The 11674-nt window shown below is 74.1% G+C and carries 11 protein-coding genes and 1 pseudogene; 5 read left to right on the forward strand and 7 right to left on the reverse strand.

Features of this window, described 5'->3' with window-relative positions:
• Positions 1–83 precede the first annotated feature (83 nt).
• The gene (locus AB0C78_RS03960; protein ID WP_360741358.1) at positions 84–1103 is read left to right on the forward strand and encodes an LLM class flavin-dependent oxidoreductase; all 1020 of its coding nucleotides are present in this window, start codon (positions 84–86) and stop codon (positions 1101–1103) included.
• A gap of 84 nt (positions 1104–1187) precedes the next feature.
• Complete coding sequence (locus tag AB0C78_RS03965) at positions 1188–1661, forward strand: helix-turn-helix domain-containing protein (protein ID WP_360741361.1); 474 nt, start codon at positions 1188–1190, stop codon at positions 1659–1661.
• A gap of 29 nt (positions 1662–1690) precedes the next feature.
• Here AB0C78_RS03965 and rfbH read toward each other — a convergent pair whose 3' ends face one another.
• The 3 genes from rfbH to AB0C78_RS03980 form a co-directional block, all read right to left on the reverse strand.
• Positions 1691–2995 (reverse strand): lipopolysaccharide biosynthesis protein RfbH, encoded by a 1305-nt coding sequence (rfbH, locus tag AB0C78_RS03970; RefSeq protein WP_360741363.1) that lies wholly within the window; start codon positions 2993–2995, stop codon positions 1691–1693.
• 168 nt (positions 2996–3163) lie between these two features.
• Positions 3164–3664 carry a GNAT family N-acetyltransferase gene (locus AB0C78_RS03975; RefSeq protein WP_360741366.1) on the reverse strand — a complete coding sequence of 167 codons (501 nt, stop codon included), beginning with the start codon at positions 3662–3664 and terminating at the stop codon, positions 3164–3166.
• 34 nt (positions 3665–3698) lie between these two features.
• On the reverse strand, positions 3699–4109 hold the full coding sequence (locus AB0C78_RS03980) for a helix-turn-helix domain-containing protein (protein ID WP_360741368.1): 411 nt from the start codon (positions 4107–4109) through the stop codon (positions 3699–3701).
• 47 nt (positions 4110–4156) lie between these two features.
• On the opposite strand from AB0C78_RS03980, the gene AB0C78_RS03985 reads away from it, so the two are divergent.
• Positions 4157–5026, forward strand: coding sequence for an MBL fold metallo-hydrolase (locus tag AB0C78_RS03985; protein ID WP_360741370.1), 870 nt, complete (start codon positions 4157–4159; stop codon positions 5024–5026).
• Positions 5027–5046: 20 nt separating this feature from the next.
• Here the strand turns inward: AB0C78_RS03985 and AB0C78_RS03990 are convergent, their stop codons facing one another.
• The 3 genes from AB0C78_RS03990 to AB0C78_RS04000 form a co-directional block, all read right to left on the reverse strand.
• A complete protein-coding gene (locus tag AB0C78_RS03990) occupies positions 5047–6423 on the reverse strand; it encodes an NtaA/DmoA family FMN-dependent monooxygenase (protein WP_360741372.1) in 1377 nt (458 codons plus the stop codon).
• A 12-nt stretch (positions 6424–6435) separates the two neighbouring features.
• The gene (locus AB0C78_RS03995) at positions 6436–7524 is read right to left on the reverse strand and encodes an LLM class flavin-dependent oxidoreductase (RefSeq protein WP_360741374.1); all 1089 of its coding nucleotides are present in this window, start codon (positions 7522–7524) and stop codon (positions 6436–6438) included.
• Between the two features lie 155 nt (positions 7525–7679).
• A complete protein-coding gene (locus AB0C78_RS04000; RefSeq protein WP_360741376.1) occupies positions 7680–8249 on the reverse strand; it encodes a TetR/AcrR family transcriptional regulator in 570 nt (189 codons plus the stop codon).
• Between the two features lie 116 nt (positions 8250–8365).
• Between AB0C78_RS04000 and AB0C78_RS04005 the strand changes: the two genes are divergently transcribed.
• Together AB0C78_RS04005 and AB0C78_RS04010 are read left to right on the forward strand one after the other, a co-directional pair.
• Positions 8366–9361: a zinc-dependent alcohol dehydrogenase family protein gene (locus AB0C78_RS04005; RefSeq protein WP_360741378.1), complete on the forward strand. Its 996-nt coding sequence runs from the start codon at positions 8366–8368 to the stop codon at positions 9359–9361.
• A gap of 154 nt (positions 9362–9515) precedes the next feature.
• Positions 9516–10736: an SfnB family sulfur acquisition oxidoreductase gene (locus tag AB0C78_RS04010; protein ID WP_360741380.1), complete on the forward strand. Its 1221-nt coding sequence runs from the start codon at positions 9516–9518 to the stop codon at positions 10734–10736.
• Here AB0C78_RS04010 and AB0C78_RS04015 read toward each other — a convergent pair.
• A pseudogene (locus tag AB0C78_RS04015) lies at positions 10733–11569 on the reverse strand (LLM class flavin-dependent oxidoreductase); the annotation flags it as partial. The gene AB0C78_RS04010 and the pseudogene AB0C78_RS04015 sit on opposite strands and share 4 nt — an antisense overlap.
• Positions 11570–11674 lie beyond the last annotated feature (105 nt).

The following is an 11674-nucleotide window of genomic DNA, read 5'->3' on the forward strand; positions in this document are numbered from 1 at the left end:
GGAGAAAGGGCGATCCGCCTTCAACGGATTCGCGGGCGCGCACGAATGGGAAAACGGCGGTACCGATCGTGAAGTTCTTCGGGGTGGCTCCCATCCGTTTCCTGGATTCCGCGGGCGCGGACGAACCGGCCGCGACGCGCGCGACCTTCGCCCGCACGATCGCGACCGCGCAGTACATGGAGGAGCTCGGCTTCGACGGCTTCGGGGTGGGCGAACGCCACCACTGGCCGTTCCTCTCCAGCGCGCCGCCGGTCGTCCTCGCCCACGTGGCGGCGCTGACCAGCAGGATCCGGCTGTTCACCGGGGTGACCCTGCTGTCGATGCTCGACCCCGTGCGCGTCGCCGAGGACTACGCCACCCTCGACCAGCTCTCCGGCGGGCGGCTTGAACTGATCGTCGGTAAGGGCGCCGGGCCGGGCGGCGCGATGTTCGGCCTGGCGCCCGACGAGCAGCGCCCCGCCCTCGCGGACAACTTCCGGCTCCTGCACGAGCTGTGGACCAAGGACGAGGTCTCGTGGCCGGCGGGACGGCGGCCGCGCCTGGACGGCGTGCGCACCCTCCCCCGGCCGCTGCGCGGGCGTCCCCGGATCTGGCACGGGAGCTCCTCGTCGGCGGAGTCCGTGGCGCTCGCCGCCGAGTACGGCGACCCCGTGGTGTTCTCCAACGCGGGTCTGTCCAGCGAGAGCGCCCGTCCCCTGGTCGAGCACTACCGCGCCGAATGGGCGCGGCGGGGCCGCCCCGCCGACCGGCTCTTCACCGGCGCGGGCACGCCGGGCTTCCTCGTGGCGAAGACCTCGCAGGCGGCGATCGCCGCGTACCGTCCGGCCTACGAGCGCCTGACCGCGATGCAGCGCGGCATCGGCGCCCGTCCGGCGTTCCCGACCGCCGAGGAGTTCGTCGCGCGCTCGCCGGCGCTCGTCGGCAGCCCCGAGCAGGTCATCGACAAGGTGGGCCGCCAGCACGAGGTGTTCGGCCACTCGCTCGTCGTCGTCAGCGTCGACCCCGACGGCCTGTCGGAGCACGACCACCGGACGTCCCTCGACCTGTTCGCGACCGAGGTGGCGCCGGTCCTGCGCACCGCACTCCCCGACCCGCCCCCCTGACCCGCCCCTGCCGGGCGGACATCGGTTGCCCGCGCGGACGGGCGCGTGCGACGCTGAGGCGTCCGCACCGGGGAAGGGAACCCGATGACAGCAGGATCTCGGCTGCCCGACGACGTCGAGCCCGACACGTGCGCCGCCTTCCGCGACGCCCTCGACCGGGTCGGCAGCAAGTGGGGAATCGCGATCATCGCGGCGGCGGGCGCGGGGCCCATCCGGTTCGCCGAATTGCACCGGTCGATCCCCGGCATCAGCCGCCGCATGCTGACCCTCACGCTGCGCACGCTGGAGCGCGACGGGCTGATCACCCGCACCGTCCACCCCACCGTGCCCCCGCAGGTCGAGTACACCGCCACAGCCCTCGCCGAGGAGCTCTTCGCCTCCACCCGCGCCCTGTCGGCGTGGGCCGAGAACAACCACGCGAAGATCGCCGCCGCGCGCGCCGCCTACGACGGCAACGAGGCCGCCCGGCAGGACGAGCACGCCGAGCACGCCGAGCAGGACGAGCACGCCGAGCACGCAGCGCCCGCGGCCCGGGTCCCGACCGAGCCGCGACCGTGACGCGCGGCGTCTGGCGGCCGTGACGCGGGCTACCGCCGGCTCGTGACGAAGTCCCTGATCGTGGCGATCACGTAGTCGATCATCTCGTCGGTGAGGCCGGGGAAGACCCCGATCCAGAAGGTGCGCGCGGTGATGACGTCGCTGTTGGCGAGGCTCCCCGCCACCCGGTACTCCCGGCCCCGGTAGGCGGGCTGCCGGGTGAGGTTGCCGGCGAACAGCATCCGGGTGCCGATCCGCCGGTCCTCCAGGTGGGCGACGATCTCGTCCCGGTCGAACGGCGCGTCGGCGGTGACCGTGATGACGAAGCCGAACCAGCTCGGATCGCCGCCGGGCGTGGGCTCGGGCAGCAGCAGGCCCGGCAGGCCGTCCAGGCCCTCGCGGAGCCGCCGCCAGTTGCGGCGCCGGGCGGCGCCGAACTCCGGCAGCCGCTTGAGCTGCGAGAGCCCCAGCGCCGCCTGCAGGTCCGTCGTCTTCAGGTTGTAGCCCACGTGCGAGAACGTGTACTTGTGGTCGTAGCCGTACGGCAGGTCCCCGAACTGCTGGGTGTAGCGCTTGCCGCAGGTGTCGCAGGCCCCCGGCTCGCACCAGCAGTCCCGGCCCCAGTCGCGCAGCGACTCCACGATCCGCGCGAGTCTCGGCCGGTCGGTGGTGACGCAGCCGCCCTCGCCCATGGTCAGGTGGTGGGCGGGATAGAAGCTCACGGTGCTGAAGTCGCCGAACGTCCCGGTCGGCCGCCCCTGGTACTTCGCGTCGACGCCGTCGCAGTTGTCCTCGACGAAGAAGAGTCCGTGCTCGGCGGCCAGCTCGGCGACCTCGGCCGCCGGGAAGGGGTTGCCGAGCGCGTGCGCGATCATGATGCCGCGGGTCCGGGGGCCGATCGCCTCGGCGACCCGCTCGGCCGTGGTGTTGTAGGTGCCGAGCTCGACGTCGACGAAGACCGGCACCATCTGGTTCTGCAGGATCGGGTTGACCGTCGTCGGGAATCCGGCCGCGACCGTGACGATCTCGTCGCCCGGCTTCAGCCGGCCGGCGCCGATCTCCGGCTGCGTCAGCGCGGTCAGCGCCAGCAGGTTCGCCGAGGACCCCGAGTTGGTCAGGTGGACCTTGCGGCGCCGCAGGGTCCGTCCGAGCTCCCGCTCCAGCGCGAGCGCGCTCGGGCCCGCGGCGATGCGCATGGCGAGCGCGGCCTCGACCAGCGCGACGCGGTCGTCCTCGTTCAGGTCGGCGCCCGAGGGCATCACGAGCGTCTCGCCCGGGACGAAACGCCGGCTCCGTTCCCTCTCGCGGTGGTATTCGCGGACCAGTTCCAGGATCAGGTCCTGGGAGTCACCCATCATCGCCTCCAGGCGGCGCCACGAAGCACGCTCCTCGCCCCATCAAAGCGATGGACCGCGCATCCGCGTCCCCTGTAGGCCCCCCTTATCGTCCGGATGAAATGCCAGCGGTGAATTCGCCGGGGTGCCGCGATCCGGCCGTCCGTCGCCGGTCGCGCGGCGGCACGGTCAGAGGGTTTTCTCCATGCAGATCGAGAAAGTCAGCCACTCGTACGGCGGAAAGACCGGAATGCGGGTGTAGCCCTCACGCTCGTACAGCCGGACGGCGTCCGGCTGCCGGTCCCCCGTCTGCAGGACGACGCGGGATGCTCCGAGGGACCGGGCGGCCCTCTCCGCCGCCGCTAGCAGCGCGGTGGCGGCCCCCGAACCGCGATGCGCGGGCGCGACGTACATCCGCTTCAGTTCGACGCCGTCGCCGTAGCGGCGCAACGCGACGTGGCCGACAGCGGTCCCGCCGGCGTAGGCGACGCCGACGTACACCACCTGCTCGGCCTCGACGCCGAGCGTGCCGTCCAGCTCCGGGCCCGCCGCCGCGGCGAGGATCTCCGCGACCCGGTCGGCGTACCGGCTCTCCATCTCCGCCTGCATCGCGTCCCGCAGTCCCGCTGCGTCGGGGTCGTCCCAGCCGGTGGCGCGAACCTCGTAGCCCAGGTCATCCGCCATCCGCATCGGACATCCCCCAGAGATCGCCGCTATTTCCACCTTAATCAGTAGGAATATATGCCATGCCGGGCAGCTCGGCGGCGTGCTCGGCGGCCCACCGGCCCAGCGCGGCGAGCTGCTCGCGCAGCGACGCTCCGACCTCGGTCAGGGCGTACTCCACGCGGCCCGCCCTGCCGGGAGCCGGCGTGCGGCTCACGAGCCCCTCCTCCTCCAGCGTCCGCAGGGTGCGGGTGAGCACGCGGCGGCTGATCCCCTCGATGGCGCGGTCCAGCTCGTTGAAGCCGTGCGGCCGGTCGGCGAGCAGCCGGATGACCGCCGGGCTCCACTTGTCGCCGACGCGCCGCAGGACGCCCGTCACGGGGCACGCGCCGTACTCGGCGGCGGTGACGACGACTCCGCGCTCCACCGCTCCGGACGTCACCGGGCGAGCGGACGGCACGTCAGTGGACATGAAAGTTCCTTCTTCCGGTCCCGCCGGGGCGTCACGAAGATCAGCGTATGCGCACGTTCGACATCGGCGCGGTCTCGGTGACCCGGATCCCGCATTTCGAGAATCTGCCCCTGACCCCCGCCGCGCTGCTCCCCGGCACCGGCCCGGATCTCTGGAAGGCGAACCGCTCCTGGCTCGCTCCCGACCACTGGGACCCCGGCTCCGACCGCGTCCGCATCTCCGTCCACAGCTGGCTGCTGCGCAGTGCCGGGCGCACGATCCTCATCGACACCGGTCTGGCCCCCGACCCCCGCGAGGAGGGCGTTCCGGCCGGCGGTGACCTGCCGGCGGCGCTCGCCGCCGCGGGCGTGACGCCCGGCGACATCGACCTCGTGGTGTGCACCCACCTGCACGCCGACCACGTCGGCTGGAACACCCGCGAGGACGACGGCGGGCACGTACCGTTCTTCCCCCGTGCCCGGTACCTCTTCTCCGCCGCCGACCTCGCCTTCTTCGCCCCGGACACGCTGGTGGAGGAGCCCGGGCGCAGCGCCGCCGTCCATGCCCGGTCGGTGGAGCCGGTGCTGCGTTCGGGGCAGGCGGTCGTCTGGGAGGACCGCTTCCCCATCGACGAGAACCTGCGGCTCGAGCTCGCCCCCGGGCACACGCCCGGGCACGGGATGCTCGCCGTGGAGTCCGAGGGCGAGCGCGCGCTGTTCGTCGGCGACCTGCTCCACACGCCCGTCCAGCTTCTGGCACCGGACGCCTCCAGCTGTTTCTGCCACGCCCCGTCCGCCGCCGCCCGGACCCGCCGCCGCGTCCTCGAACGGGCCGCGGACACCGCCGCGCTGGTCGTGCCGGCCCACTTCTGCGGGCCGGGCGCCGTCGAGATCGGCCGCGACGGGACGCGGTTCACGGCCCGCCGCTGGGTCCCCTGACCATCGCATCCGGGGCCTCCCTACGGGTTCAGCGGCGGCAGGTCCAGGTGCTCGCGCAGCGTCTCTCCCTCGTAGGCGGTGCGGTAGGCGCCGCGCTCCTGCAGTTCGGGCACGAGCTTGTCCACGATGTCCTCCAGCGCGGAGGGGATCAGGTACGGCGTGATGTTGAACCCGTCGACGGCGCGGGTGCGGACGTAGCGGACCCACTCGTCGGCGACCTGGGACGGCGTGCCGACGAAGGCGGGGTGCCCGGGCGCGACCTCCCGCGCCAGCTCCAGCATCGACAGGCCGCGCTGCTCGCTCTGCTCGCGCCACCGGGCGATCAGCGCGAGCTTGCCGGTGCGCCGCTCGATGGGGATGGTGCCGCGCGACGGGTCGAGCTCCCCCTCGACGGGGTCGATGCCGGGAAGCGGCCCGTGCGGGTCGTACCCGGACAGGTCCGTCCCCCAGTACTGCTCGAAGAACGTGATCGCGCGCGGTGCCGACATCTGCTCCTCGCGCACCCGGCGGGCGCGCTCGCGGGCCTCGTCCGGTGTGTCGCCGAGGACGACGGAGGCGCCGGGCAGGATCCGCAGGGAGTCGGCCGAGCGTCCGTACCGGGCCAGCCGCGCGCGCAGGTCGGCCGCGTAGGCGACGGCCTTGTCGTACGCGGTGTTCGCCGAGAACACCACGTCGGCGCGGGACGCGGCGAGCTCCCTGCCGCCGTCGGAGTCACCGGCCTGGAAGAGGATCGGGCGTCCCTGCCGGCTCGCGGGCACCGTGGCGACGGCGCGGAGGTCGACCAGGTCGGTGCTGCGGGCGACCTCGCCGATGGAGCCCGGTCGCGCCCAGCTCTTCGCCTCCCCGGTGGCGGCGACGGCGTCCGGCTCCCATGCGTTCCACAGCGCGGTGACGGCGTCGACGAACTGGCCGGCCCTGTCGTAGCGGCGCTCGTGCTCCAGCCAGCCGCCGCGGCGGAAGTTCGCGCCGGTCCAGGCGTTGTCGGTGGTGACGATGTTCCAGCCGGCGCGGCCGTCCGACAGCAGGTCCAGGCTGGCGAGCCGGCGGGCCAGGTCCGCCGGGAAGTTGTAGGTGGCGTTCTGGGTGGCGACGAGCCCGATCCGCTCGGTGACCGCGGCGAGGGCGGACAGCTGCGTGATCGCGTCGGGGCGCCCCGCCACGTCCTGGTCGTGGACGCGACCCCGGTTCTCCCGCACGCGCAGTCCCTCGCCGAGGAAGAACGCGTCGAACAGCCCGCGCTCCAGCAGCCGGGCCACCCCGATGAAGGTCTCGATCGCGACATGGTCGGCGGCGGACGGATCGTTCCACAGGAGCTGCGGCCCGACGCCGGTGTAGAAGACGCCGAGGTGGACCCGGGCGTGCGGATCGTACGGGGCGCCGGTGGGGGCTTCGGTCATGGCGGGTTCTCCTCAGGAGGCGGCGGTGAACCGGTTCGCGGGACGAGGCAGCCCGAGGGCGTCCCGCAGCGTCGCGCCCGGCGCGGGCGGGCGGTGCAGGCCGGCCTCCTCCAGGGCGGGCAGCACGTGCTCGGCGAGCAGGGGCAGGTCGGCGGCGAGGACGGCCGGATGCAGCCGCACCCCGTCGACGGCCCCGGCGAGCGACCGCAGCAGGCGGGCGAACCCGCCGGCGGAGCCGACGTACCGGAACCGGCCGGTGTCCGGCCACGCGGCGGACTCCTCCAGCCGGGCGGCGCGCCCGGCGGCGGACGCGCCCGTCGCGCCGAGGACGACCTCGATCTCGGCGAACGCCAGCGCGGCGCCGGCCTCCCGCGCCTCCTCCGCGCGGTCGCGGAGGGCGGCGGTGTCGTGCCCGCCGACGAGGGCGATGTCGGCGCGGGCCCCGAGGCCCAGGGCGGCCGGCGCGAGGACCACGACCTGGCCCTGCGGCGGCCTGGGCGTGATCAGCGGGCCCTTGACCGTGAACCGGGCCCCTTCGAAGTCGACGTGGTGCACCCGGCCGGCGTCCAGGAACCGGCCGGTGGCGGCGTCCTTGATGACGGCGCCGTCCTCCCAGGAGTCCCAGAGGAGCCGGGCGGCGTCGACGACGTCGCGCACCTCCCGGCGCAGCTCCCCCGGTGCGAGCGGGACGGCCCCGATCGTCGCGAGCGACTCCGGGTCGTTCGCGGCGCCGACCAGCCATGCCGCCCGGCCGCGGCCGGCGTGGTCCAGGCTCGCGAGCTGGGTGGCGAGATGGAACGGCTCGGTCGTCGTCACGTGCAGGACCGGGGCGAGGCCGATCCGCTCGGTGATCGTCGCGGCGAACGCCGCCCGGGTGCCGGCCTCCAGCCGCCCGGCCGCGTTGACGCCCGCGTGCGGCGGGACGGGCGCGTCGTCGAACGTGGCCAGCGTGAAGCCGGCCGCCTCCGCGGCGGCGACGTCCTCGCGCAGCGCGGCCGCGGTGAGGACCGCGCCGGGCGGACGCCCGGAGTACCGCCACGCGGCCGGGTGAGCACCGTCCCCGTCCAGTTCGATGGCCGCCGGCAGGCGGGGTTCACTCATGCGGCACCCTCCGGTTCGCGGTCGGGAGCCGCCCTGCTGCGGCGGCTCCCCGGCCTCTGCCGCGAACATAGGCGCCGCTCCGGTTTACCGTCAATACCTACCTTTAAAGTAGGAAATTGGTCACGGCGCGGCGCGCGACGCCGCCGGCCGGGCCGCTAGAGGTCGCCCTGGAGTCCGGAGAGGAAGTGATCCGCCGCGTCCTGGACCCTGGCCCGGTCCCCGGTGGCCAGGAGATCGAGGAGCAGACCGCGGATCGTCGCGATGACGAGGGTGGCCTCGCGGGTAGCCGTCGACGGATCGGCGTGGGGCCCTTGCGTGTCGCGCAGGGAGTTCATCCAGTCGGCGACGACGTGGTCCAGGAAGTCGGAGAACTGCCGGGGCGATTGGAGCGCGCGACCGTAGACGGCGAAGAACAGCCGGAACTCCGCCTCCCGCCGCGGGTCGGACGTCCGCTCCCAGACCGCTCGCGCCGCCCCGGCCAGTCCGGGCCGGTGGTCGGCCGCCTCGCCGACGGCCGCGAAGATGCGCTCCCGCAGGCGCGCCAGGACGTCCTGGAGCATCTGGTCCTTTGACCCGAAGCGGTGGACGAGCGTTGTGGGCGACACGTCCAGGGCGGCCGCGATGGGCCGCCATGAGAGGTCGTTGAACCCGTGCTCGACCGTGTAGTCCACCACGCGGTCGAGCAGTTCGGCACGTCGTTGATGATCTACAGGCCGCCCTGCCATCACCGCCTCCTGGGTCCGGTTTGACTTAATAGAACGAACGTACAAAGAATGAGGGGGATCAGCAAGCGGCGGCACCGCACGAGGTGACGCCCGCCCCGTCCAAGGAGAGTCGTCACATGGCACGAGTCGTTGTCTTCGATGAGACCGGCGGCCCGGAGGTCCTGCGCGTCGCCGAGGAACCGGCCGGCGATCCGGGGCCCGGAGAGGTGCGCATCAGGATCGAGGCGTCCGCCGTCAACCGGCTGGACGAGCTGACGCGCTCCGGGGCCTCCCCCATGCCCGTCCGGCTCCCCCACGCCCGGCTGGGCTGCGAGGGGACGGGCATCATCGATGCCCTGGGCGAGGGCGTGGACGGGTTCGGCGTCGGCGACGCCGTCCTGATCACCGCGGTGCCCGACATGACGTCCAACGGCACCTACGCCGACTACACCGTGCTTCCGGCCGCCCGGGTCGTCAAGCGCCCGGCGGGGCTCGCCCCCGCGAAGGCCGCCGCGCTGTGGGTCGCCTACTCCACCGCCTACGGCGCGCTCGTGGAGAAGGCGGGGATGCGGCCGGGCGACACCGTCCTGATCACCGCCGCCTCCGGCACCGTCGGCCTCGCCGCCATCCAGATCGCCAACCAGATCGGCGCCGTCCCCATCGCGGTGACCCGGCGCACCGCGAAGAAGGACGGCCTCCTCGCCGCGGGCGCCGCCGCCGTCATCGCCACGGACCAGGACGACCTCGCGAAGGCCGCCTCCCTGCATACGGGCGGCGCCGGAGCCGACATCGTCCTCGACTCCGTCATGGGCCCCGGACTCGCCGACCTGGCCGCGGCGGCCAAGCGCTTCACCGGCACCCTCGTCACCGTCGGATGGCTCGACCCGCGGCCCGCGCCCTACCCCTCGAACGCCATCACCACCCACCGCTACATGAGCTTCGAGCACACCCTCGATCCCGCGGCCGTGCGGCGCATCGCAGCGTTCCTCTTCGCCGGTCTGCGCACCGGCGCCCTGGATCCGGCCGTCGACAGGGTGTTCGCGCTGGAGGAGATCGTCGAGGCCCACCGGTACCTGGAGAGCGGCCAGCAGGCCCCAGGCAAGATCATCGTTACCGGCGGCACGTCCACCTGACGGTGGGTGGCCGGCATCGGCGCGGCCGGGCACCCCCGCCGAAGGCCGCACGCGCGGTGGCGGTCATCGGGATCCTTTCGGGAACGGCCTATTTCATGTATAACCGACCTAGATAATAGGAAAATGCGACCCCCGTCTCGACGAAGGAAGACCGATGAGCCCGACCAGGACCACGACGGCACCACCGGTGCTCGATGACGCCGCGGCCGTCGAGGCGGCCCGCGCGTTCGCCGCGCGGATCGCACCCGGAGCGATCGAACGCGACCGGCAGGCCCGCCACCCGGCCGCCGAGCTGGACGAGCTGGCCGCCACCGGGCTGCTGGCCGTCTCGGTTCCGCGCGAGCACGGCGGCGGCGGAGTCGCCGCGAGCACCGTCGCCGAGGTGTTCCGTGTCATCGCCGCCGCCGACCCGTCGGTGGCGCAGCTGGTGCTCGCGCACTTCGTGCTGATCGCCCTGCTCGGGCAGGCCGGGACCGAGCCGCAGAAGGAGTTCTTCTACGGGCAGGTCACCGCGGGCGCGCGGATCGGCAACGCGACCGCCGAGCGCGGCACCAAGCACGTCTTCGACCGGCTGACCACGGTCACTCCCGACCCGGCGGGCGGGTACCGGCTCGACGGCCGCAAGTACTACACCACCGGTGCGCTCGGCGCGCAGTGGATCGGCGTGGCGGCCTCCGTGGAGGGCGACCAGAACCTTCCGGTCACCGCGTTCGTGCCGGGCGACGCGGGCGGGGTGGAGTTCGCCGACGACTGGACCGCGTTCGGGCAGCGCGCGACGGCCAGCGGATCGATCGTGTTCACCGGCGTCCACGTCCCGGCCGAGCGGGTCCTGCACCTCGGGCCGGTGCCCGCCGACCCGCCGCCGCTGATCCTCGGCGCCTACGACCAGCTCCTGCACCTGGCCATCGACGTCGGCATCGCCCGCGCGGCGCTGGAGGAGGGCGCCGCCTTCGTCCGGGACCGCTCGCGCCCCTGGTTCGAGTCCGGCGTGGACCGGGTGTCGGACGAACCGCACGCCGTGCTGCGCTTCGGCCGGCTCACCACGCTCCTGCACGCCCTGGAGGGGCTGTTCGAGCGCGGCGGCCGCGCCGTCGACGCCGCCCTCGCCGCGCCGGCGCTGACCGGCGAGAACACCGCCGCCGCGTCGCTCGCGGTCGCCGAGGCCAAGGCGTACGCGCAGGAGGTCGCCGTCCAGATCGCCTCCGACGTCCTGGAGCTCGCCGGGACCAGCGCCGCCGACGCCCGCCACGGCCTGGACCGCCACTGGCGCAACGTCCGCACGCACTCCCTGCACGACCCCGCCCGCTGGAAGTACGTCCATATCGGCAACCACACCCTGAACGGGACGAACCCGCCGCGCTACCCGCTGCTCTAGCGCTGAGGGACGGGGGCCGGGAACACGCCGGGGCCGTCGGGCAGCAGGTCGGCGGCCTCCGGCAGTCCCAGCCGGGCGCGCAGCGGGCCCGCAGCGAGATCCCCGCCGGCGTGCAGCCGACCGGCCAGTTCGATGGCCTCCCGCGGGTCGGGGCCGGTGGGACGCAGCACGACGCCGTCGGCACCGGCCGCGGCGGCGATCGACGCGCGCGCGTCGGCGGCCGTCGTGCCCGGCGGGACGTCGACCACCGCGAACAGCAGGGGGCGGTGGCCCGGATCGGCGAAGTGCCGGCCGGACGCCGCATCGAGCACGGACCGCGCGCCGGACGCGAGCCCGTGCGGGACGATCACGAGGTCCGCCACGTCGGCGGCCGCCTCGAGTTCGTCCGCGCGGTTCGCCCACCAGGCCACGACGGACGCGCCGGTGCGCGGCGCGGGGAGCGTCAGCGGGCCCGCGACCGAGTAGACGCCCTGGTGGTCGGCGCGGCGGATCCGGTCGCCGCGGGCGAAGATGCGCTGCTCGCGGTCGGCGACGATGGCGTCGTACGGCCAGGTCTGCTCGAGTTCGCGCGTCGCCAGCGCCAGGTCGTGGGCCTCCGCGGCCCCGGCGCGCCGGGTGAGCTCGGGGCCCTCACCGTGCGTCCGGGCGGCGAGGGCGGCGACGTACGGATCGGCGACGCCCACGACGAGCCCGGTGCGGCCGTGCGACAGGTGGCCGAGGGAGGCGACTCGCCGCGCGAGGTTGTACGGGTGGTCCCGCACCGGCGACGAGGCGAAGAGGAACGCGGCGGCGGTGGTGCGGGCGGCGAGGACGGTCGCGGCCGCGCTCGGGTCCGCCGTGCGGCCGGCACCGGCTCCGGCGGGAGTGAGGCGGTCGGCGCCGTGCGGAGCGAGGGGGGCGGGGCCGACGAAGGGTTACGCCACCGGGGGGCGGGCGAG

The sequence above is a fragment of the Actinomadura sp. NPDC048394 genome (genome assembly GCF_040651755.1).
GTDB classification, from domain to species: Bacteria; Actinomycetota; Actinomycetes; order Streptosporangiales; family Streptosporangiaceae; genus Spirillospora; species Spirillospora montaniterrae.